At 31.9% G+C, this 23,743-nt stretch carries 16 protein-coding genes, 3 tRNA genes and 1 rRNA gene; 15 read left to right on the forward strand and 5 right to left on the reverse strand.

The features are described from left to right. Together rrf and ACYEKI_RS09700 are read left to right on the forward strand one after the other, a co-directional pair. Window positions 1–75: ribosomal RNA gene (gene rrf, locus ACYEKI_RS09695) — 5S ribosomal RNA — on the forward strand; the annotation flags it as partial. Window positions 76–556: 481 nt separating this feature from the next. Beyond that, entirely contained in the window at window positions 557–3,010 is a 2,454-nt protein-coding gene (locus ACYEKI_RS09700) for a VPS10 domain-containing protein (protein ID WP_459210994.1), read from the forward strand. Window positions 3,011–3,103: 93 nt separating this feature from the next. Here the strand turns inward: ACYEKI_RS09700 and ACYEKI_RS09705 are convergent, their stop codons facing one another. After that, window positions 3,104–3,805 (reverse strand): DUF2490 domain-containing protein, encoded by a 702-nt coding sequence (locus ACYEKI_RS09705; RefSeq protein WP_459210995.1) that lies wholly within the window; start codon window positions 3,803–3,805, stop codon window positions 3,104–3,106. A 447-nt stretch (window positions 3,806–4,252) separates the two neighbouring features. Between ACYEKI_RS09705 and ACYEKI_RS09710 the strand changes: the two genes are divergently transcribed. Continuing rightward, window positions 4,253–4,654, forward strand: coding sequence for a DoxX family protein (locus tag ACYEKI_RS09710; RefSeq protein ID WP_459210996.1), 402 nt, complete (start codon window positions 4,253–4,255; stop codon window positions 4,652–4,654). Window positions 4,655–4,983: 329 nt separating this feature from the next. On the opposite strand, the gene ACYEKI_RS09715 is transcribed toward ACYEKI_RS09710, so the two are convergent. Then, window positions 4,984–5,056: transfer RNA gene (locus tag ACYEKI_RS09715), tRNA-Met, on the reverse strand. 207 nt (window positions 5,057–5,263) lie between these two features. Here ACYEKI_RS09715 and ACYEKI_RS09720 point away from each other — a divergent pair. Next, window positions 5,264–6,802, forward strand: a complete 1,539-nt coding sequence (locus tag ACYEKI_RS09720) for a choice-of-anchor I family protein (protein ID WP_459210997.1) — start codon at window positions 5,264–5,266, stop codon at window positions 6,800–6,802. Window positions 6,803–6,850: 48 nt separating this feature from the next. Beyond that, window positions 6,851–7,450: a hypothetical protein gene (locus tag ACYEKI_RS09725; RefSeq protein WP_459210998.1), complete on the forward strand. Its 600-nt coding sequence runs from the start codon at window positions 6,851–6,853 to the stop codon at window positions 7,448–7,450. 55 nt (window positions 7,451–7,505) lie between these two features. Here ACYEKI_RS09725 and ACYEKI_RS09730 read toward each other — a convergent pair whose 3' ends face one another. Next, on the reverse strand, window positions 7,506–8,648 hold the full coding sequence (locus ACYEKI_RS09730) for an acyl-CoA dehydrogenase (RefSeq protein ID WP_459210999.1): 1,143 nt from the start codon (window positions 8,646–8,648) through the stop codon (window positions 7,506–7,508). A 507-nt stretch (window positions 8,649–9,155) separates the two neighbouring features. Between ACYEKI_RS09730 and ACYEKI_RS09735 the strand changes: the two genes are divergently transcribed. From ACYEKI_RS09735 to ACYEKI_RS09775, 9 genes are all read left to right on the forward strand, one after another. Then, window positions 9,156–10,382, forward strand: coding sequence for a Glu/Leu/Phe/Val dehydrogenase dimerization domain-containing protein (locus ACYEKI_RS09735; protein WP_459211000.1), 1,227 nt, complete (start codon window positions 9,156–9,158; stop codon window positions 10,380–10,382). Between the two features lie 18 nt (window positions 10,383–10,400). Continuing rightward, window positions 10,401–11,870 (forward strand): sodium/proton antiporter NhaB, encoded by a 1,470-nt coding sequence (nhaB, locus tag ACYEKI_RS09740; protein WP_459211001.1) that lies wholly within the window; start codon window positions 10,401–10,403, stop codon window positions 11,868–11,870. Between the two features lie 71 nt (window positions 11,871–11,941). Next, window positions 11,942–12,643: a MotA/TolQ/ExbB proton channel family protein gene (locus ACYEKI_RS09745; protein ID WP_459211002.1), complete on the forward strand. Its 702-nt coding sequence runs from the start codon at window positions 11,942–11,944 to the stop codon at window positions 12,641–12,643. 1 nt (window position 12,644) lies between these two features. Then, complete coding sequence (locus ACYEKI_RS09750; protein WP_459211003.1) at window positions 12,645–13,037, forward strand: ExbD/TolR family protein; 393 nt, start codon at window positions 12,645–12,647, stop codon at window positions 13,035–13,037. 8 nt (window positions 13,038–13,045) lie between these two features. Further along, entirely contained in the window at window positions 13,046–13,900 is an 855-nt protein-coding gene (locus tag ACYEKI_RS09755; RefSeq protein ID WP_459211004.1) for an energy transducer TonB, read from the forward strand. A 12-nt stretch (window positions 13,901–13,912) separates the two neighbouring features. Next, window positions 13,913–15,136 (forward strand): bifunctional folylpolyglutamate synthase/dihydrofolate synthase, encoded by a 1,224-nt coding sequence (locus ACYEKI_RS09760; protein WP_459211005.1) that lies wholly within the window; start codon window positions 13,913–13,915, stop codon window positions 15,134–15,136. Window positions 15,137–15,208: 72 nt separating this feature from the next. Next, window positions 15,209–15,283 (forward strand) — tRNA-Val (locus ACYEKI_RS09765). Between the two features lie 16 nt (window positions 15,284–15,299). Continuing rightward, window positions 15,300–15,374: transfer RNA gene (locus tag ACYEKI_RS09770), tRNA-Val, on the forward strand. Window positions 15,375–16,364: 990 nt separating this feature from the next. After that, entirely contained in the window at window positions 16,365–16,646 is a 282-nt protein-coding gene (locus tag ACYEKI_RS09775; RefSeq protein WP_459211006.1) for an acyl carrier protein, read from the forward strand. A 16-nt stretch (window positions 16,647–16,662) separates the two neighbouring features. Here the strand turns inward: ACYEKI_RS09775 and ACYEKI_RS09780 are convergent, their stop codons facing one another. After that, entirely contained in the window at window positions 16,663–17,940 is a 1,278-nt protein-coding gene (locus ACYEKI_RS09780) for a UDP-N-acetylmuramoyl-tripeptide--D-alanyl-D-alanine ligase (protein ID WP_459211007.1), read from the reverse strand. 66 nt (window positions 17,941–18,006) lie between these two features. Continuing rightward, entirely contained in the window at window positions 18,007–19,674 is a 1,668-nt protein-coding gene (gene gldJ / locus ACYEKI_RS09785) for a gliding motility lipoprotein GldJ (RefSeq protein WP_459211008.1), read from the reverse strand. Between the two features lie 220 nt (window positions 19,675–19,894). Here gldJ and porU point away from each other — a divergent pair, with 220 nt between their 5' ends. After that, window positions 19,895–23,734 (forward strand): type IX secretion system sortase PorU, encoded by a 3,840-nt coding sequence (porU, locus tag ACYEKI_RS09790; protein ID WP_459211009.1) that lies wholly within the window; start codon window positions 19,895–19,897, stop codon window positions 23,732–23,734. Window positions 23,735–23,743: the final 9 nt, after the last annotated feature.

Below are 23,743 nucleotides of genomic sequence, written 5' to 3' on the forward strand. Positions count from 1 at the left end.
CCATTCCGAACAGAGAAGTTAAGCCCGATAGCGCCGATGGTACTGCGCTCGTGGGAGAGTAGGTCGCCGCCTTTTTTAAACCCTTCACAATAACTGTGAAGGGTTTTTTGTTTTTATAAATCTTTGGGATTAAGATAAGATAATACTTCATAGAAAAGAATCTCGAACAAGAAGAATAAAATAAGCTTATTTAAGCCATTAACTACACTCAAGCATACTTCTGTCTCAACTTATTTATAAAAGATTAAATTACTTTCATTTTAATGGTTAGAATGAATTGTTTTACTAGGATATAAATATCTATAAAATACTTTATGAATTTATAAAAGGGAAATTATTTATAATTAAAAAAAGAAATGGGTAGGGAAATACTTGTTTAAAAAGTTTTATTTAAAAAGAAATATTCAAATTGTTGATTTACTGCAAATTGAATATGATAATAAATAAGCTTTAAACCTATATCTAATTGATTGTTCTTATGGATTTGAAAAATACCCACAATGTGCTTCGTTTTTTTAAAAGGACATGTTCTTTTTTGGCGATTAACCTGTTGATTATGCTATGTTTTTCTTGCAAAGATTCAGATAAAACTAATAGAGAAAAAGATGAATATGCAAAATCACCTCATGACTTTATGTTTATGCAAAGAGCATATCCTAGTGGGGAGATTGAAACAACAGCTTACGCGAAAGCTGTAGCATGGAAAAAAGAAATTGTAAAACATCAAAAAACAAATACTGCCATTTGGGAATTTGTAGGGCCAGAAAATGTAGGAGGTAGAATTACGGATATTGAAATTCCTATAGACAAAGCAACGACATACTTTGTTGGAGCTGCTTCAGGAGGGATTTTCAAAACTACTGATGCGGGGAATACATGGCAACCTATTTTTGATGATCAAGAGATGTTATCTATAGGAGATATAGAAATCTCAAAAAGGAATACAGATATTATTTGGGTTGGAACAGGAGAAGTTAATGCAGGAGGTGGTTCATTAGCCTATGATGGTGACGGAATTTATAAAAGTATAGATGGTGGATTAACATGGGAAACAAAAGGACTGCCTGATGTAGGGAGTATTGGTAAAATAGTAATTGATCCTGTTAATGACGATATCGTATATGTAGCTGCCATGGGACCTCTTTTTAGAAATGATACGAATAGAGGAGTATATAAGACTACAGACGGAGGAGATACTTGGAATCAAGTATTATTTGTAAGTGATATAACAGGAGTGATCGATATGGCGATTCATCCTACTAATGGAAATATTTTATATGTAGCAAGTTGGGAACGTATAAGAAGACCTGATAATAGAAGTTATGGAGGAGCTACATCAGGAATTTATCGTTCTAATGATGGTGGAGTGAATTGGGAAGAATTAACTAATGGTTTACCTTCAAATCCTAATGAAAAAGGACGTATTAGTATTGATATATCTCAATCGAATCCTAATGTTTTATATACACGTTATGCAGATGCTAATGGTAGTATTCGTGGTGTGTTTAAAACAGTAGATGGAGGGGATACTTGGCAAGAAGTTAATTCCAGTCAATTAACAAATGTAGGATTCCATTGGTGGTTTAGAGGTATTTATATCGATCCTAAAGATGAAAATACATTATATAATGTAGATTTTGTTGTAGAAAAATCTACAGATGGAGGTATGAATTGGCAATCAGCATTCCCTAATGTACATGTAGATCAACATGCATTAGCATTTAATACACTGGTTAATAATGAAGTGGTTTTGGGGAATGACGGTGGTTTTTATAAAAGTACTGATGCTGGAGTATCTTCTACAAAAGATCTATCCTTACCCATAACACAATTTTATCGTTTTTATGTAGATCCGCAGAATGGGAATAAAATTTATGGAGGAACTCAGGATAACGGAACACAAAGAACAATAACTGGTAGTACAAATGATTGGCATAGAATTTTTGGAGGAGATGGTTTTCAACCATTAGTTGATGCATCTAATACAAATATTATTTATGCTTTATCTCAACGAGGTAATTTAGGGAAGTCTATAGATAATGGTAATTCATTTGCAAATGCAACTAATGGGATTTCAGGAATAGATAGAAATAATTGGGATACACCAGTAGTTTTTGACCCTAATAATCCAGAGACCTTATATTTTGGTACAGATAAAATTTATAAAACAACTAATGGAGCGCAACAATGGACAGCAATTAGTACAGATTTAACTAATGGTTCAGGTAGTGGTAATTTAGCCTTTGGAACGATAACAAGTATAGATGTATCTCCATTAAATAGTGAGATTATTATTGCAGGTACAGACGATGGTAATGTTTGGATTACAATAGATGGAGGAGGAATTTGGGATAACATATCAAATATATTGCCTAATAGATGGGTAACTAAGGTTTTGACGGATAGGAATAATGAAAACACACTATATGTAACATTTTCTGGGTATCGATTTGGGGAAGATAATGGACACATATATAAAAGTACAGATAGAGGCGTTACTTGGAATGATATAGGAACAAGTTTACCAGATATACCCATTAGTGATGTTGTAAAAGATAAACATGGAGTCTTATTTATAGGAACTGATATAGGTGTTTTTGCTTCTAGTGATGAAGGATCTACATGGGAAGCAATAGGAGATAATATGCCATCGGTAGTGATTACAGATCTATACATTCATGAAAATGATGAATACTTATATGCAGCCACTTATGGGCGATCGGCTTATAAATTAGATATATCTTCAAATGTATTAAGTATTGAGGATATAAATGATAAAGAAAGAGTGATTATTTATCCTAACCCTACTAGTGAGCAATTAAGAATTAATGGATTGGAAAGTGTAGATAATTTAGAAATCTATAATATTCAAGGACAATTAGTAGAAATTGATACGCAATGGAACCTAGAACAAAAGTTACTTAATGTACAAGAGTTAAGTGCAGGGACATATTTCTTAAAAATTTACTCAGATAAAAAAGCACATACATTTAAATTTATCAAAAGATAATTTTAGAATAGTCTTATACTGATTTTAATAAAATAAAAGCCTCATAAAATTTTATGAGGCTTTGAGTTATGATAGAATTGTTTCAATAATGTTTTAGAAACTGTGATGTAAACTAAGTTGTAACTGATTTTTATTTAAGTTATCGGTAGTTTGATTCATCACACCTAATTGAACTTTTAATCCCTTTTTGATCATATAACCTACAGCACCATATAAACGATTACGATCAAAAATTTCTACTTCACGATCATCACCGATATCACGTTGACCATTAATAAATAATTCGTTATAAAGAGCTATGTAAAATGTTTTAGGATTAAATTCGGCTGAATTTAAAGGAATGTTTAAAAAGAGATTGTATCTATATCGTGTACGGAAATCTTGATCTTCTACAAAACGTTGTTCAAATCTAAAGCGATGTGTAAAATAAAAACGTTTACCAACACGAACCGGCATTAAAGCTTCTTGATAAATTCTACTTTCAGTTGTAGTATCATATTCATCTGTACCAAAAGCTCCTGTAGTGATATGTCCATAACCAAGAGTAAATTTAACATTGGCACTTTTAGGTTTATAAGTTAATCCAGCACGAAGTAGTAATTGTTCGAGATCGCCTCCTAGATTCCAATTACGATATTGTACATCACCTTGTACACCCCAAGAACTTTCTTTAAAAGTGGTATTAAAAAAATACATATACCAGGCTCCTAATTTATCTTCGTCGACTTGTGCATTTCCATTAATAGGAATAAAAAGAGCAATAGCTATTAATGCTAAAAATAGATTCTTTTTCATTTTGTTTAACAATTGATATATTGATTCAAAAACTAAAGTAAAGAATTATCTAAGAGCAATAAAAATCTTTTATGAAGTATATAACATATAATTACATGATGTAAATATAAATTAGAGTTACTATCTATTAAAAAGCGTTGAATTAAATATAAGGTTTATGGGGGATATAGAAGATAAATATAGAAAGGCTAATGAAACGATAGAATTTCATATTATTATAGCAGAAAAGAATGGTTAAGTTGTTTTGAGAAAGAATTATAAGCTTTAATCTAGATAATATTCGTATTCCATATAAGAATAGATTTTAAACAGAAAGAAGAGGTGTTTTTGAACGGCTGTTTAAAAATAGCAATTTTCACCCCCTTTATTTTATATGTAGCTTATAAATTTGTTTTACAAACTATAATATTCTTTCTATAAGAAAGATAGTAACTTAATTATAATTATATGATCAATAAAAACTCTGATATAGGAGTATTAATATTACGAATAACTATTAGTATCCTTATGTTGTTTCATGGAATAGCCAAAATAGGTAAAGTAGAAGGCTTTTATGATGTAATGGAAAATATTAATTTACCAACATTTTTTGCCTATGGTCTCTATTTAGGTGAAATTATAGTTCCTATTGTAATATTAATAGGGGTTAGAACAAGAATAGCGGCATTAATGTTTGCTTTTACTTGTTTTGTTCTTGGGGCTTTGGGACATGGAGATGAGTTCTTTACTTTAGCACCGCATGGTGGTTGGGCATTGGAGTTGTTAGGATTATATTTTTTCGGAGCGATTACTTTATTCTTTACAGGCGGAGGAAAATATGCTATCTCTACTAGCAATAAATGGGATTAGGAGTAATGTCCCTTTCTAGAATAAGAGGACACAAAAAGAGATCAAGTTTAAAAGTTGTAAACGAATTATATTCATGAATAACGAATATCAATATAGAAATTTTAGATAGTATGGAAAAGAATCTTCCATTAGCTAGAATTGTATTCGTTAAGATAGTTTATGTAGAGAATCCTTTTTAAATACAAGTCAGCTTATTCCTTGTTACTAATTATTCTTTTCTTATAAAAAACACAATAAATGTTCTTGATTCAAAATTTGATCATTTATTGTAATTATTAGCGTGTTCTTAAAATTGAAAAAGCTTCTGATTTATCAGAAGCTTTTTTTAGTAGCGGGAACAGGACTCGAACCTGTGACCTTCGGGTTATGAGCCCGACGAGCTACCTACTGCTCTATCCCGCGATATTTGGATTGCAAAGATACAACCTCTTTTTAGTTATGCAAAGAAAAACTGATAAATATTTAAAAAATATTCCCGTAATGTTAAGAGAATGTTGTTAATGTGTTGTGTGTTAGTGGATTTTACAATTATATAATCATAAGATGTACTTGAGATAATTCAAAAAAAAGAAGGAAATCAGATTTTTGAAAGATTAAAAAAGTAAAAAGATGAACTATTTTAAATATGTGCTTTTTGCAGGAATGACTGCATTAATAGCTTGTAATAATGATGATGATACTACAGATAACGATCAACAAGTTGAACCTAAAGTAATCAACTTTGAATATAAAACTACGATAGCTGTAACAGGAGGAGGAGAAGGTAAGGCCGAAATTTCAGCATATGACTCTACAACTCAATCAATTTTTACGATTAATGCAGAGGATAATACTGTGGAAGTATATGATATTTCGACTATCGAATCACCTCTTTATAATACAACAATTGACTTAACGAATTATGGTTCGCCTAATAGTATTTCAATACATAGCGGAAAAGTAGCAATAGCTGTAGAAAATGAGAATAAACAAGAAGCAGGTAAAATTGTATTATGGGATATTCAATCTAAGACGATAACGCAGACTTATATAGTAGGAGCATTACCAGATATGGTAACATTTACACCAGATGGGAAGCAACTTGTTGTTGCTTGCGAAGGTGAACCAAATAAAGAATATACAATAGATCCTATTGGGGAGGTATCGATAATAGAATTGAATACGAATACGGTAACTAATCTTAATTTTTCAAATTTTAATGGTTTAGAAGAAACATTAGAAGAGCAAGGTTTTAGAGTTTTTGGACCAAATGCAGATTTAGCAAAAGATATAGAACCAGAATATATAGCAGTATCAGATGATTCTAAAATGGCTTGGGTTTCATTACAAGAGAATAATGGAATTGCTAGAGTGAATTTAGAAACTAAGAATATAGAAGGTATTTTTCCTTTAGGATATAAAGACTATAGTCTAAGTGGAAATGAGATTGACCCTAGTGATAAAGATGATACAAAAGTATTAGCAAATTGGCCTGTATATGGTATGTATCAACCAGATGCGATTACATATATAAATATCAATGGAACAGGATATATTATTTCGGCAAATGAAGGAGACGCTCGTGAATACGAAACTAATGATATAGATTATTTTGTAGAAGAAGAAAGAATTAAAGATATAGATTTAAATCCAATAGCATTTCCAGAAGCTAATAATTACCAGGATAATGCTAATCTAGGAAGATTGAAGATTACTACAGAACTTGGTGATGAAGATGGAGATGGAGTATATGAAAAATTATATACCTATGGTGCAAGATCTTTTTCTATATGGTCAGAGCATGGAAGTTTAATGTATGATAGTGGAAGTGAAATAGCAAAGAGAACACTTGCTTTAACTCCAGAAAGATTTAATGATAATGATAAAAGGAGTGATGATAAAGGGGCAGAACCAGAATCTGTAGAAGTTACTAAGATAGGAGAGAAGTATGTTTTATTTGTAGGATTAGAAAGAACAGATCAAGTGTTGGTATATGATATAACTAATCCATTTACGCCAGAGTTTATACAGATATTATCTCATGAAGAAGATGAGTCGCCAGAAGGTGTATTGGCTATAGAAGCCAGTGATAGCCCTACTGGTAAAGCATTGGTCGTAATTAGTAATGAAGAAAGTGGTACGGTTTCAATTTATGAAAATGAAGATTAATATTATTTTTTGTAATTTTCAAAAAATCAATTAATACAAACAAACTTTATGAAAAAACAATTAATAGTATTCTTATTAGCGTGTTTTACGGTAATACAATATTCATCAGGACAAAAAGTAAAAGGAAACCCAAAAGCTTTAAAAGAGGTTAAAGCTTATAAAGTAATTTTTGATTATACAGATATCAAAGTAGGGAAGTTTAAAACAGAAGAAGACTTCTTGAAAGATAAAATGAAAAAGCGAGAAGAAAAAGAAAAAGGCTTAGGAGAGAAGTTTAAAAAATCGTGGTTTGATGATAGAGAAACACGATTTAAACCGAAATATATAGAATCTTTTAATAAAAGATTTGAAGATGGAGAATTAGCAGTAAATGAAAACGATGAAGAGTATATAATGAAAATTCATTCTACATGGGTTTATCCAGGTTATAATGTAGGTATAGTACGACACAATGCCGAATTAACTGCTACGGTTTCTGTTTATAAAGCTTCAGAACCAGATAATGAAATTTTGAGTTTAACATATAAAAAGATTCAAGGGAAAGGAGCTTTCGGAAATGATTATAATTCAGGGTACAGAATATCCGAATGTTATGCAAAACTAGCTAAGAGTGTAGCTAAATATTTTAAAAAGAAAGTAATTAAATAACAACAAAAAGAGGCTCATTTGAGCCTCTTTTTTTATATTAGAATTTCTTCTGAATTTAATCTTTTAAAATACTTCTAGAGATTACGATTTTTTGAATTTCGCTAGTTCCTTCATAAATCTGAGTGATTTTTGCATCTCTCATTAAACGTTCAACATGGTATTCTTTTACAAAACCATTTCCTCCGTGAATTTGAACAGCTTCAACAGAAACATCCATAGCAGCTTGAGAAGCATATAATTTTGCCATAGCACCAGAAAGATCATAACTTTCATGATTATCTTTATCCATAGCAGATTTATAAACTAGCATTCTAGCAGCTTCAATTTGTGTATGCATATCAGCAAGTTTGAATGCAATAGCTTGGTGATTCATAATTTCTGTACCAAAAGCTTTTCTTGTCTTAGCATACTCTTTGGCTAATTCATAAGCACCAGCTGCAATACCTAAAGCTTGAGCAGCAATACCAATACGACCTCCAGATAATGTTTTCATAGCAAATTTGAATCCAAAGCCATCTTCACCAATACGATTTTCTTTAGGTACTTTTACATCGTTAAAAATTAAAGAGTGAGTATCACTACCTCTAATTCCTAATTTATCTTCTTTGGGGCCGATCTCAAAACCTTCCCAACCTTTTTCAACAATAAAAGCATTAATACCTCTATGTTTTTTCTCTTTATCAGTTTGTGCAATTACTAAGTAATAATCTGCAGTACCACCATTAGTGATCCAGTTCTTAGTACCATTAAGAACATAATGATCTCCCATATCTATAGCAGTAGTTTTTTGTGATGTAGCATCACTACCTGCTTCAGGCTCTGATAAACAGAAAGCACCAATAGATTCTCCAGTAGTAAGTTTTGTTAAATATTTTTCTTTTTGCTCTGGAGTACCATAAGTATCAAGACCCCAACAAACCAAAGAGTTGTTTACAGATACGATTACAGAACATGAAGCATCCACTTTGGATAACTCTTCCATAGCTAATACATAAGAAAGTGTATCCATTCCACCTCCACCATATTCAGGAGAAGCCATCATACCCAAGAAACCAAGTTCACCCATACGTTTTACTTGTTGCGTAGGAAATTCTTGCTTGTTATCACGTTCTATAACTCCAGGTAATAGTTCTGTTCTAGCAAAATCACGCGCTGCATCGCGTATCATTAATTGTTCTTCAGTTAATTTAAAGTCCATTAGATTTTGTTTAGTTTACTATGCGTGCATAATACACGGATTTGTTTTTTAATAAAAAAAAATCGAGATATACTGGATTTTTTTATGAATATCACAAATATAAGCGATAATTTGATAGTTTTTATGTTTTATTTCATTTTTGAAAGAAATGCATTCTGATCTTTCTTTGATAAAGAATGATAAAATGTTAGCAAAAAGATCGTTTTGAAAAGATCTGAAAACCAGGAAAACTTTTTTTGTGTTTAAAGTTTCCTTTGATATATTTGCTCAACTTTATTCTATCCATTTTAATATTTGTAAATAATATAGAACTATAGTGATTTTAGTTTTTATATTTGTGGATATACTTATATAAAAGGTAAGAAGGTTTAATTTATTGAATAAAGTTATTTAATATGACTCAGCTTTGACCTCCCTTGAGGGAGAACATATACATTGAATTATATACGTAATCAAAAGCATAAACGAGAAATATAAAATATCAATAAATTACAACATATAGAAAGAATGAAAGACTTACTAAAGAAATACGAAAATAAAACACCAGAAATAGTTTTTAATTGGAAAGATTCTGAAACAGATGCCGAAGGATGGGTAGTGATTAACTCATTGAGAGGTGGAGCAGCTGGAGGAGGAACACGAATGCGAAGAGGATTAGATATGAATGAAGTATTATCTCTTGCAAAAACTATGGAGGTTAAATTTACGGTATCAGGTCCTGCAATAGGAGGAGCTAAGTCTGGAATTAATTTTGACCCTAATGATCCGCGCAAAAAAGGCGTTTTAGAACGTTGGTATAAAGCGGTTTCCCCATTATTAAAAAGTTACTATGGAACTGGAGGAGATCTTAATGTAGATGAAATACATGAGGTAATTCCTATCACAGAAAATTGTGGTGTATGGCATCCACAAGAAGGGGTTTTTAATGGGCATTTTCAACCTAAAGAGGCAGATAAAATAAATAGAATCGGACAACTTAGACAAGGTGTTATTAAGGTTCTAGAAAATGAAATATTCTCTCCTAATGTAGAAAAGAAATATACTGTAGCAGATATGATCACAGGTTATGGTGTAGCAGAGGCAGTAAGACATTATTATGATATTTATGGAGGAGATGTAAAAGGAAAGCGAGCTGTAGTTCAAGGTTTTGGAAATGTAGGAGGTGCAGCAGCTTACTATTTGGCCGAAATGGGAGCCAAAGTAATAGGAATTATAGATCATGCTGGTGGTTTAATTAAAGAAGAAGGTTTTTCTTTTGAAGAAATTAAAGAATTGTTCCTAAATAAAAAAGGGAATAAACTTTATAGTGAAAAAATGATTCCTTTTGAAGAAATGAACGAGAAAGTTTGGTCATTACCAGCAGAGATTTTTGCTCCGTGTGCAGCGTCGAGATTGATTACTAAGGATCAAATCACACAAATGATCGCTTCTGGATTAGAAGTCGTATCATGTGGAGCAAATGTTCCATTTGCAGATAAAGAAATATTTTTTGGACCTATCATGCAATATACAGATGAAAGAATCAGTTTGATTCCTGATTTTATATCTAATTGCGGTATGGCAAGAGTGTTTGCCTATTTTATGGAAAAAAGAGTGCAAATGACAGATGAGGCAATTTTTATGGATACTTCAGAGACTATAAAAAGAGCTATCCAACATACATTTAATAATAATAATACAAGAATAAATATAAGTAAAACAGCGTTTGAAATAGCCCTCAAACAGCTGGTGTAATTTTAAGTAAGCGAAACTATGTTTAAATATTTTTTAGGAAATAGCCCCAAGTGGTTTAAGATGACAATGTTAGGGTTTTTAATCTTTAATGTGTTTTCTTTTTTTGTTTTAGGAAAAACCATAACGGCTTGGCTGTTTATAGGTGAGTTCATTTTTACTTTAGCAATGGCGTTAAAATGCTACCCGTTACAATCGGGAGGATTGTTGGCTATTCAAATTTTGATACTCAACCTTACTACCCCACATAATGCATATCATGAAGTTAATCAAAACTTAGAAGTAGTACTATTATTAGTATTTATGGTTGCAGGTATCTTCTTTATGAAGCCATTATTGATGTATATTTTTAGTAAAGTTTTTACCAAGATTAAATCAAAAATGGTGCTCTCATTGTTATTTGTATTCTTGGCAGCGGTATTGTCAGCATTCTTAGATGCATTAACAGTAACGGCTGTATTGATAAGTGTAGCAGTAGGTTTTTATGGAGTATATCATAAAATCCATTCTGGATCGGGAGATTATGATGAAAGCGGAGTATTGGATAGAGAAGAATTAAGTGGAGAAACCCTAGAAAAATTTAGAAGCTTTTTGCGTAGTTTAATCATGCATGGTGTAGTAGGTACAGCTCTAGGAGGTGTTTGTACACTAGTAGGTGAACCACAAAACTTATTGATAGGAGAAAAAATGGGATGGGATTTTATAGAGTTTTTCTTAAGAATGGCTCCTATTACTATGCCAGTACTATTATTTGGATTATTAACAACAGTAATATTAGAACTTACAGGAAGTTTTGGTTTTGGAGAAAAATTACCAACTGTAGCGCGTACCATTATTGAGAATTATACAGAAGAAGAAGATGCTAACAGATCTGATAGAGCAAAATTTGGATTAATAGTACAAGGAGTGTCTGCTATCTTATTAATTTTAGCACTAGCATTACACCTTGCACCAGTAGGATTTATAGGATTAGCATTAATTATAATTCAAACTGCTTTTATGGGAATCACAGAAGAGCATCATTTAGGAAAAGCTTTTGAAGAAGGTTTACCTTTTACAGGATTATTGGTAGTGTTTTTTGTTGTTGTAGCAATGATACACGATCAGCATTTATTTTCACCAATAATTAAATGGGCCTTATCACTTGACCCAGCAGAACAACCTACGATCTTTTATGCAGCAAATGGATTATTATCGATGATTAGTGATAATGTATTTGTAGCTACAGTATATATAGGAGAGGTGAAGCAGGCTTTTGAAGCAAATCAAATAACACAAGAACAATTTGAAAAATTAGCAATAGCTATTAATACAGGAACAAACTTACCAAGTGTAGCAACGCCAAATGGACAGGCAGCGTTTTTATTCTTATTAACGTCTTCTCTGGCACCGTTAATCGGATTATCATACGGAAAAATGGTGAAAATGGCATTGCCATACACGATAGTTTTAGGAACTGTAGGATTATTAGGTGTAATGTTTTTATTGTAAAAAAAAAATCTATATACTTAACCCCGTAAATTAACGTTATACACAATACAATTAAAAAATAAAAAAACACAATGTCATATTTAGTAATACTAAGTAGCATAGCACAAAAAGCTAAAACGGTTGACCCAGAAGCCGAAGAAAAAACATTATCGATTATCGAATTGTTACTGAGTGGAGGAGTAGGAGGAATGATCATCATAAGCGTGTTATTTGTGCTGTTATTTGTAGCCGTATATATTTATTTTGAACGTCTTTTTGCCATAAAAGCAGCTTCAAAATATGATGAGAGCTTTATGGATCAAATAAAAGACAATGTGACTAATGGTAAAATTGAAGCAGCAAAATTATTATGTGAGCAACACGATAATCCAGTATCTAGATTAACAGAAAAAGGAATTTCTAGGATAGGAAATCCCCTAGAAGATATCAATAAGGCTATAGAAAATGCTGGACGTCTTGAAGTATACAAATTAGAGAAAAACGTAAGTGTTCTAGCTACTGTTGCAGGAGCAGCACCTATGATTGGTTTTTTAGGAACGGTTTTAGGTATGGTTCTTGCTTTTCATAATTTGGCAACAAGTAGTGGTCAAGCAGATATGGGATCCCTTGCAGAAGGAATTTACACAGCAATGACAACCACTGTAGCAGGATTAGTAGTAGGTATTATAGCATATATAGGATATAACCATTTAGTAGTAAAAACAGATAAAGTTGTACACCAAATGGAAGCAACAGCTGTTGATTTCTTAGACTTATTAAACGAACCTGCTTAGTATGAATTTAAGAGGAAGAAATAAAGTAAGTCCAGAATTCAGTATGTCTTCGATGACAGATATTGTATTTTTATTGCTAGTATTCTTTATGCTTACTTCCCCGGTTATTACTCCAGAAGCTTTAGATTTGATTTTACCTAAAGCAAAAGGGAAGACAACTAATGTTCAAAACATATCGGTTAGTATTACCAAAAAATTACAATACTATATCGATAGTGATAGAGTTAGTCAAAGTAAACTAGAAGCAACATTAAAATCTAGATTGCGAGGACAAAATGAGCCTACTATTATTTTAAGAGCAGAAGAGGGGGTACCTATTGAGAAAGCTGTTAAAGTAATGGATATAGCCAATAGAAATAGATATAAAATAGTTTTAGCAGTTAAGCCTGAATAAAAAGATATATGTATAAGCTGGATACAAAGCATAAAAGAAAATCATTAATATTAACAACAGTATTGCATGCAATGCTGTTGTTAATCATGTTTTATGTAGGACTTAGTTATTTGGATCCAGCACCAGAAAGTGGTATAGCAGTTAACTTTGGAACTTCAGTTACAGGATCAGGTGATGTGCAACCTACCGAGCCTGTTAAAACAACTCCTAAACAGAATGTGCCAGAACCAGAAGTTCAAGAAGAAGTAGAGGAAACTTCAGAAATTACAGAAGAAGTTATCACTCAGGAAACTGAAGATGCTCCTGTGATTGAAGAAAAACCTGAGGAAAAACCTAAGAAAAAGGCAGAAAAGAAAGAAAAGAAACCCAAAGAACAAAAAGAGGTAAAGAAAAAGCCTATTAAGAAACCAGATCCAAAACCAGATAAATCTACATTGGATATTTTGGATAGCTTTTCTAATGGACCAGAAAGTGACGGTACAGCTTCAGGAGGAGAAGGAGATGATGATACGGGAGGAGATAAAGGTAATCCCAATGGTGATCCTAATGCAAAATCATATTATGGTAATGGTAAAGGATTAGATGGAGATGGTAATTACCGATTAGGAGGAAGAAAAGCACTTAATAAAGAAAAATTCGTTCAGAATTGTAATGAATCAGGAATAGTGGTTGTTCGTATTGAAGTAAATCAAAACGGAAAAGTAATTAAAGCTACTCCAGGAGTAAAAGGAACTACCAATAACGCTTCATGTTTATTGGCTCCAGCAAAAAAAGCAGCTCTAGCTACACGATTCAATAGTGATAATAAAGCACCTATAAAGCAAGTAGGGACTATTATCTATCAATTTAAACTTTCAGAATAAAGTATTATTTACATGAGTATGAATTATAGGGAAACATTACAATGGATGTTTGCCCAGCTACCTATATACCAACGCCAAGGTGCCAAAGCGTATAAAATAGATTTGTCGAATACTACAAAATTAGCCAAATATCTAGGGAATCCAGAGCGTAATTTTAAAAGTGTTCACATAGGAGGAACTAACGGAAAAGGTTCTACAAGTCACCTTATATCCTCCATTATGCAAGAAGCTGGTTATAAAGTTGGATTGTATACATCACCTCATTTAAAAGATTTTAGAGAGCGTATACGTATTAATGGGAAAAAAATAAAGAAGAAATACGTAAAACAATTTATAGCAGCTCATAAGCCATTTTTTGAAAAAGAGCAGTGTTCTTTTTTTGAGATGACTGTGGGTATGGCATTTCGATATTTTGCAGACGAATCAGTCGATATCGCAATTATTGAAGTAGGTTTAGGAGGAAGATTAGACTCTACTAATATTATTACCCCAGAAGTTGCTGTAATCACGAATATAGGCTTAGATCATACACAATTTTTAGGAACAACTATAACTGAGATAGCAGGGGAGAAGGCTGGAATTATAAAAAATGACATACCAGTAGTTATAGGGAATTCTAAAGAGGATGCAGAAAAAGTATTTTTAGCTAAAGCGAAAGAAACCAAGAGTGAAATGTTTTTTGCTAAATCTTATACAGGTAAACTGTATCCTACAGCACTCAAAGGGAATTATCAAAAAGAAAATGTAAAAACGACGCTACAAACCATTTCTGTATTACAAAATAAAGGATGGAATATTACAGATACACAGGTTCAAAATGGGTTATTGAATGTGATAGTCAATACAAAACTATTAGGAAGATGGCAAGTGATACAGGAACATCCTAAGGTAATATGTGATACAGGACATAATGAGGATGGTTTGCGATGGATTATGAAGCAACTTGAAGAAGAAAAATATAAAAGATTACATATCGTATTAGGGGTGGTCAATGATAAAAAACTAGACGAAATTTTGCCATTATTTCCTCAAGGAGCACAATATTATTTCGCTAAACCCTCTATACCTAGAGGTCTTGATGCAATTAAATTAAAAGAAGAAGCAACTTTTTTTAATTTAACAGGAAAAAAATTTAAGAGTATAAAAAAAGCATATAAAGCTGCATTACAGAGTGCTACGGATGGGGATTTGATTTTTGTAGGAGGAAGTACGTTTGTAGTAGCAGAAATAATTTAATTTTTTTTCAAAAAAGTTTTGCCATAACGTTGAAGTGTCTTATATTTGCACCCGCAACAACGCATTACGCAAGGGCAATTAGCTCAGTTGGTTCAGAGCACCTCGTTTACACCGAGGGGGTCGGGGGTTCGAATCCCTCATTGCCCACAAAATTTTAGCGTAAGGGTGATTAGCTCAGTTGGTTCAGAGCACCTCGTTTACACCGAGGGGGTCGGGGGTTCGAATCCCTCATCACCCACAATTTTAAAGCCGATTTTTAATCGGCTTTTTTTATACTTCATGTTTGGATTCATTTGAAAAGATAGTAAAGGGATCAATAACAATTGGGATCAAGAACAAAAGTTGTACTTAAGCAAAAATTTGCGTTAATCTGAAGAGAAAGAATTCTACATTTTTTACACCTCTAAATTGTGCTCTAAAAGGGATCAAGAATAATTATTGTATCCAATTATTAAAAATTAGATAACATTACTCTAATTTTTAATAGATTTTATAGCTTTAAATAAGCTATTTAAAAACTGTTCTTTAAGTAATGGTTATACGGTTAAGCATTAATATTAAAGATGGATTAAAAGCCTTTAAAATGAGGTTTGTACATATCCTAAAATGATCTATTTTGACTATTTTTAACCTAAGTTTTTAATTCTTTAGATATAAGAAACATAAAATGATAAATAGGTGGAAATATAGCCCTTAAAAAAACAGATAAAATAAACTCACCTAAATAAATATTAAAAGTTAATATTTTGAAAAAACATTATCGAATCTAAATATGATAGTGTTTTTAAATAATTAAATCACGGTATAAGTAATATAGATAGGCTAATAAACCTCATTAAAAAAGAAGGATAAAGTCTATGAAGGCTAACTATGCCTGATCTGATTGCGATCTAAATAAAAATTAAGCTGATGATATAATTATAGAAGACTATAAATTTTAAATAAAATTATGCTTAAAACTTCAAAAGCGAATAACTGATACGTATTGTATATACGATCTGATTATAAAAGAAAAGAGGATAAATAAATAAAGGCAAAAGAAATAACATCTTTTTTGCCTATGGTAAAAACTATTAAATAAGTTAGAGAAAGAATTAAGGAAACTTGATAAAATTAAGATAATATAAAAATAAATTTATAAAGTGTTATTAAATGTTTTGATAATGTGAGTTTTAGATTGTAATAAACTAAGTAAGGTTATTTTGTAATACAATAAATAGAGAAGGGAATGAAACAAAAAAATAATAGTATCATGAAAACAACAGAAGAAATTTTAGGAATAATTGTATCTAATATATCCAAGATCGTTCCAGATTTAAGTCAAGAGAATATTAATAGAAATGCAAAATTATCCCCATTAGGATTAGATTTGGTAGGGAAAGCAGAATTGATTGAAATGACTTTAGAAGAACTTAATACAGACATCTCAAGAAAAGAATTATATATAGTAGATAGTATAGGGGAGTTGGCAGATCAATTTGCTAATAAATTAAAAAGCACCTTGGTATAGGTGCTTAATGTTTCTTTTATAATAAATCTAGAATACGTTCGAGTTTCATACCTCTAGAACCTTTGATTAATATCGTTTTAATAATAGTATTTGAAGTATAAGAACTTTCAAAATCGTCATAAGTTTTAAAGCGATTGATACGAATATCTTTAAATGAGGTTTGATAAAACCATTCACCTATAATATATATATGATCAATAGCACTATCTATCAAATAATCAACAATAACTTGATGTTCTTCTAAAGAGGTGTTACCCACTTCAAACATGTCTCCTAGAAAAATAGCTTTAGGAGTATTAGAAATTTGTTTGAAATTATCAATTGCAGCAATCATACTTGTTGGATTAGCATTGTAAGCATCAAGAATGATTAAACAATCTCCCTTGGTGATCAATTGAGATCTATTGTTACTAGGATTATAAGCTTTAATAGCATTAGCTATAGTTTTGGTCGAAATCTTAAAATAATGACCTATAGCAATAGCAGCAGCAATATTTGTGAAATTATAATCACCGATTAATTGACTATGAATGGATTCATTTTCAAAAGAAGCAATGGCCATAGGGTTGGCATTACTAAGTTGTATTTTAAGATCACTTTCTTTATGTTGAGAGAAAGAATAAGTTTTGTTGAGCATTGATGCCTTGACTAATTTAGGATCCTCTTGATTAAGAAATACTAAACCATTTTTCTTTTCAAGGAATCTATAAAGTTCTGTCTTTGCAGTTAAAACGCCTTCTAAACTACCAAAACCTTCTAAGTGTGCTTTACCTATATTAGTGATATAACCATAATTAGGTTGAGCAATAGTACATAAAAAATCAATTTCTTTATGATGATTAGCCCCCATTTCTACAATACCTATTTCGGTATGAGAATTCATCGAAAGTAAAGTAAGCGGAACGCCTATATGATTATTGAGATTCCCTAAAGTAGCAGTTGTTTTAAATGTGGTGCTAAGTACAGCATTGATAAGTTCTTTTGTAGTAGTCTTACCATTACTCCCAGTTAAGGCTATAATAGGAATATCAAGATAATGACGATGATAAGTTGCAAGTTCCTGAAGCGTTTTAAGAACATCGTCGACAAGGATTAATTGAGGGTTATCTTCAAGAGGAGCTTCATCTATAATAGCGTATTTTGCTCCTTTTGATATAGCTTGAAGCGCATAAGTGTTTCCATTAAAGTTGTCTCCTTTAAGAGCAAAAAACATATCGTTAGGCTCAATTTTTCTAGTATCAGTACAAACTGATTTGCAATCTAAAAATAGAGTATGTAATTGTTGAATAGTCATAAAAGCAATTAAAAAAAAGCCCTAACTTTTACAAGTTTAGGGCTTTTTAATTATATGTTGTAATTATTAGTTACGGTGTTTAGGTGTCTTTTTGTTTTTAGACTTAGCCCCTACACGAGACATAGCATTTCTAAACCCGATATAATCAGTAGCCATATCTTGTGGTAAGTACCTTCTTTGAGCAGGATCTAACCAATAAGCTCTATCTTTCCAAGAACCTCCTTTGTATACACGAACTGCGTCATCTACTAAAGTAGTTCTCTTATCAGACTCATCATATTTTTTGTCTAAAGTTCCATTCTCTTTATTAGGAGTTACTTCATGAACAGGAGAGTTGTACATACGCTTGCTATCAGATCCAGCTTCTTGGAAACCTTCGTAATAACGAGTAGAACTCTTATCACCATCTCTATAGTTTCTGTTTTCACTTTGATCAAAATTAGTTCTTAAGTAAGTTTCATTTTCATCAACAGGAACTTGAGCAATTCCTCCAGGTAAAACTCTAGCAACAATACGACCGTTACTTAATGTATCATAAACAACTGAATCAGTAGTTACAATTTTTACAGTACCATCTGAGTTAATAGCGTTTTTAGTATATACGTTACCTCTATAGTAATTAAAGTCATTAAACTCATCATCAACTATAGGTCTGTAAACGTCAGCTACCCACTCGGCAACATTTCCTGCCATATCATATAATCCAAAAGAGTTAGGAGCATAAGATTTTACTTCTGCAGTAATATCAGCACCATCATCACTCCATCCAGAAATACCTCCGTAATCACCATCACCTTGCTTAAAGTTAGCTAACTGATCACCACGTTTTCTTCTATTTCCATCACGAGTATATTGACCATTCCATGGATATTTTTTTCTACCTCTATAAATGTTATAGCTTCTAATTTCTACTAAACCAAGAGCAGCATATTCCCATTCTGCTTCAGTTGGAAGTCTATATGCTGGTAAGAATAAACCATCTTTACGTTGAACATAAAGTCCAGTTGAATCATTATTCTTGCTATAACGTTCAGAAGTTCTACCACCTCTAGTAGCTTCGTCGTTTCCACCATAAACTTGGCTAGGAGCATTAATATAAGTTTCCGTATCAAAAGTACTTTCAGCAGAAACATCTTCATACTGAACATTCTTTTTAGTGAAACCTTCTTCTTCAAGAATTAATTCGTTTACACGATTTGTTCTCCAATTACTAAATTCTACTGCTTGGATCCAATTAACACCTACTACAGGATAATTAGCATAAGATGGATGGCGTAAATAGTTGTTTACCATTACTTCATCATATCCTAAACGGTTTCTCCATACTAAAGTATCAGGAAGTGCCCCTTTATAAATATTTCTATATTGTTGTTCTGCTGGTGGGAAAACTTGCTTGATCCAATCTAAGTATTCTAAGTACATTAAGTTGGTAACTTCAGTTTCATCCATATAAAAAGACTGAACGTGCTGTTGTGTTGGAGTATTATTCCAATCGTGCATCACATCGTCTTGAACTCTACCCATAGTGAAAGTACCTCCTTCTATGAATACTAATCCTGGACCAGTTTCTTGCTCTCTATAATTTGTGTTTACTTGGAAACCACCTTCCTTGGCATTAAATTTCCAACCGGTAGCTCTAGAGCTTTCGCTGTAATTTCTTGAATTGTTACAGCTAACTAACACAGTACTAATGACAATCACTAAAAGTGATCTGAAGATAAATGTGTTCTTCATAATTTAAGTTCGTTAAAGTAGAAATTAGGGCTTGCAATATAATAATTAACGTTAAATTTACCCCATTATTTTATAATAATAATTACGGTGACGCAAAATAACAACAATTTTGCAATGATTTTGATTTAACGCAAGATTTATTTCTTTATTGTTGTTTTAGAAGAAAAAAAACTCTGTAATTAAAGATACTAATGTGTATATTTAACACGTTTAAAAGGCTATGATGAAGAAAATTGTATTAATGTATATATTATTTTGTTGTGGAATTGTGGTAGCACAACAAAAAAAGCATATAGAGATTACCTGGAAGGATATAGATATATCCACTTCAAGATCATCTGCAACAGTACCGGGTTTTGATGCTCCTTTTTTTGATTATACAGACGAAGAAGGAATAAAATATCAAATACAATGGGATGAAAATGGTACTATAGAACAATCTTCGATCAGCGTAACTAATGTAGTATATCAGAATATTAATAAAGCGCAATTAAAAGATTTAAACACTGCTACAGTTTCTACAGAGATCAATCCTATAGTTAAAACAATTTCGGCTAGAGGAAAGAGAAAAGGTTTTTTAAGTTTCTCTCCTATAATTAAAGAAGGTAATAGTTATAAAAGAGTCTTATCATTAGATCTTATATATAATATAGGAATAGGAGTATCGAGATCATTTAATACTAATAGAAATAATAGAACCATTTCAAATTCTGTATTAGCCTCAGGAAAATGGTATAAGTTTTATATAGACAAAACAGGAGTTTTTAGAATTACACCAGATTTTTTAAGTGGATTAGGAATGGATCTCAGTGGAGTAAATCCACAAAACATAAAGATATATGGTAATGGTGGACAAATGATACCATTATTAAATGAAGAAAATACGCAATTTGATCTTAGAGAAAATGCGATTCAAATTGTAGGCGGAGAAGATGGTGTGTTTTCTGGAGATGATTATATCCTATTTTATGGAGAAGGAACACAAGGATATAATGAAGACAGTGATACACATATAAATGTATATGAGGATAGATCATATTATTATGTAACAGCAGATGGAGGACCAGGTAGACGTATTTCGTCTTATACAGAACCAACAACTGCTGCAACTACCACGATAACTACATTTACAGATTATCAATTTCATGAGATTGATCAAGAGAATATAGTAAAGGTAGGTAGACGATGGTTTGGAGATCGTTTTGATATAGAAACAAATAAACGCTTTAACTTCGAATTTCCTAATCTAGTGAGTAGTACTCCTATAGTATTAAGAGTTTATGCGGCTGCAACTGCAGAATCATTTACTAATATGAATGTAGTTGTTAATGGTCAAGTAGAAGGGACAATGACTTTTAATGCAATTACAAGTACGTCATTAGCTTCTGGACGTGAGTTAAGTCGCAATGTTACAGTTAATGGAGATGCTATTGCTATAGATTTAGTATATAATAATAATGGTAACCCAACAGCGACAGGATATTTAGATTATATAAGCATAGAGGCAGAAAGACAATTGATTGTTTCAGATAGACAAATGTCATTTCGAAATAATAATACTGCAACAATTTCAGGAATAGGAGCATATCAAGTAACGAATACTGCTGCAGTATCTCAAATATGGGATGTGACCAACCCAGAATTTATCACTACTATTTCTAATGCAGGAAACCAGAGTGCTATAAACTTTAAAGCAAACTTAGGAGAAGTAAGAGAATATATAACTGTAGTACCTAATGATTTTTATGAGCCATTATCAGGTGGTAATACTATAGTAAATAACCAAAATTTAAAGGGAACTATTTTTCAGAATGCTCAAGGACAATTTCAAGATATAGATTATTTATTGATCACTAGAAATGATCTAATAGCTTCGGCAAATAAATTAGCAAATCACCATAGAACACTTAATAATCTAAATGTAAAAGTAGTTACTCTTTCTCAGATATACGAAGAGTTTTCTAGTGGAAAACAAGATGTAGGGGCAATACGTAACCTTGTCCGTTATATATATGATAATGCGTCAGAAGAATCTAAGCGATTAAAATACTTAGGTTTATTAGGAGACGCATCTATAGATTATAAAGATAGATTAGAAGGAAATAATAATATAGTGCCAACTTTTGAGAGCTTAAGCAGTTTCTCTTTAGTTAGTTCTTTTGCGTCTGATGATTTTTACGGAATGATGGATCCTGATGAAGGAACTATGGTACCTACAGATCAATTAGATATTGCGGTAGGAAGAATTCTTGCAGATACACCACAGCTTGCAGATGCTATGGTAGATAAAATTATAAATTATGATAGTGATGCTGCAAAAGGAAGATGGCGTAATAATATCGTTTTAGTTTCTGATGATGTTGATTTAGCATGGGAAGAAACGATTCAGAGAAACCTAGATGAATTAGGTGAAGATTTAAATACGCGTAAACCTTTTTTCAATATTCAAAAAATATATGCAGATGCATTTCAACAAGAATCGTCTTCTGCAGGTAATCGATATCCTAGTGTAAACGAAGCAATAACGAATAGTGTTGAATCAGGAACATTAATACTTGATTATTTTGGGCATGGTGGAGAAGATGGTTTAGCAAGTGAGTTTATCTTTAATCAAACAAATGCTAGGGAATTAAATAACGAAAACAGATATCCTATTATCATTACTGTAACCTGTGAGTTTACAAAGTTTGATAATCCATTAAGACCATCGGCAGGAGAATTTACATATTGGAATAGACAAGGTGGATCAATAGGACTTATTTCTACAACAAGAGAAATCATTGTACCAGTAGGAATTTCTGTAAATGATAGATTGATCGATGAATTATTTCCAGATGGATCAGATTATCCTACAGCAGCAGAGGCCGTGAGATATGTAAAAAACTCATTAACTACAACAGGTAGAAGAGTTGTATTCTTTTTTGGAGATCCAGCTATGAAACTGGCAATACCAAGACCCAATGTAAGAATAACACATATTAATGATATACCATTAGCAAATGTAACAGCACCAATAGAAGCATTAAGTAAAGTGAAGATTTCTGGAGAAGTGGTCAATGAAGCTGGAGTATTATTAAATGATTATAATGGAGTACTAGCTACAAGTGTATATGATAAAGAGATTATAAGAGAAACATTAGCAAATGATAACACTAGAAATGGTGCTAATCAATTAATAAAACTAAACTTTAGAACCTTAGGAGAAAGTATATTTAGAGGACAATCATCAGTAACAAATGGACGTTTTGATGTAGAATTTATAGTACCTAGAGATATTGCAATACCAGTAGGTAATGGTAGAGTAAGTTTTTATGCGTCTCGAGAGGGGATTGTAGCAGATCAAGGTGGAGTAGATAAAACAATACAAATAGGAGGAATCAATGAAAATGCTCCAGAGGATAATACAGGACCTCAAATAGCAGTATTTTTAAATGATGAAAGTTTTATCTCTGGAGGAGTTACAAATGACTCTCCAATTTTGATTGCCAAACTTGAAGATGAAAGCGGAATTAATACCGCAAGTGGAATTGGACATGATATTGTTGCAATTTTAGATGGAGATGAAACGAATCCTTATGTGTTAAATGATTTTTATGAAACAGAAATTGATGATTTCACAAAAGGAACAGTAAATTTTAAATTAAGAGATATTGAGCCAGGATTACATACGCTAACAGTAAAAGGTTGGGATGTATATAACAATTCTTCAATACAAGAAATACAATTTGTAGTTGCTGATAACCAAGGATTAGTTCTTCAAAATGTTTTAAATTACCCCAATCCATTTATAAATTATACCGAATTTTGGTTTACGCACAGTGGCGCTGTTAATGATGTATTAGAAGTTCAAGTACAGGTGTTTACAGTTTCTGGAAAAGTCGTTTGGACAAAAAATCAAACCCTCTCAGGAAAGAGTACTTATAGAGAAGAAATCCAATGGGATGGTAGAGATGATTTTGGCGATAAAATAGGAAAAGGAGTCTATGTGTACAAGATTACAGTAAAATCCACGTTAACTAATCAGCAAGTCGAAAAATTCGAAAAGCTGGTAATTCTTTAGGAAAATTAC

The sequence above is a fragment of the Aquimarina rhabdastrellae genome (assembly GCA_947387485.1).
Classification (GTDB): Bacteria; Bacteroidota; Bacteroidia; order Flavobacteriales; family Flavobacteriaceae; genus Aquimarina.

Coding starts and splice junctions, on each gene's coding strand:
- gldJ (WP_459211008.1), bottom strand. CDS start 19,674: ATGAAGAACACATTTATCTTCAGATCACTTTTAGTGATTGTCATTAGT.
- ACYEKI_RS09745 (WP_459211002.1), top strand. CDS start 11,942: ATGTCATATTTAGTAATACTAAGTAGCATAGCACAAAAAGCTAAAACG.
- ACYEKI_RS09780 (WP_459211007.1), bottom strand. CDS start 17,940: ATGACTATTCAACAATTACATACTCTATTTTTAGATTGCAAATCAGTT.
- ACYEKI_RS09755 (WP_459211004.1), top strand. CDS start 13,046: ATGTATAAGCTGGATACAAAGCATAAAAGAAAATCATTAATATTAACA.
- porU (WP_459211009.1), top strand. CDS start 19,895: ATGATGAAGAAAATTGTATTAATGTATATATTATTTTGTTGTGGAATT.
- ACYEKI_RS09730 (WP_459210999.1), bottom strand. CDS start 8,648: ATGGACTTTAAATTAACTGAAGAACAATTAATGATACGCGATGCAGCG.
- ACYEKI_RS09705 (WP_459210995.1), bottom strand. CDS start 3,805: ATGAAAAAGAATCTATTTTTAGCATTAATAGCTATTGCTCTTTTTATT.
- ACYEKI_RS09760 (WP_459211005.1), top strand. CDS start 13,913: ATGAGTATGAATTATAGGGAAACATTACAATGGATGTTTGCCCAGCTA.
- nhaB (WP_459211001.1), top strand. CDS start 10,401: ATGTTTAAATATTTTTTAGGAAATAGCCCCAAGTGGTTTAAGATGACA.
- ACYEKI_RS09735 (WP_459211000.1), top strand. CDS start 9,156: ATGAAAGACTTACTAAAGAAATACGAAAATAAAACACCAGAAATAGTT.
- ACYEKI_RS09720 (WP_459210997.1), top strand. CDS start 5,264: ATGAACTATTTTAAATATGTGCTTTTTGCAGGAATGACTGCATTAATA.
- ACYEKI_RS09710 (WP_459210996.1), top strand. CDS start 4,253: ATGATCAATAAAAACTCTGATATAGGAGTATTAATATTACGAATAACT.
- ACYEKI_RS09750 (WP_459211003.1), top strand. CDS start 12,645: ATGAATTTAAGAGGAAGAAATAAAGTAAGTCCAGAATTCAGTATGTCT.
- ACYEKI_RS09725 (WP_459210998.1), top strand. CDS start 6,851: ATGAAAAAACAATTAATAGTATTCTTATTAGCGTGTTTTACGGTAATA.
- ACYEKI_RS09775 (WP_459211006.1), top strand. CDS start 16,365: ATGAAACAAAAAAATAATAGTATCATGAAAACAACAGAAGAAATTTTA.
- ACYEKI_RS09700 (WP_459210994.1), top strand. CDS start 557: ATGCTATGTTTTTCTTGCAAAGATTCAGATAAAACTAATAGAGAAAAA.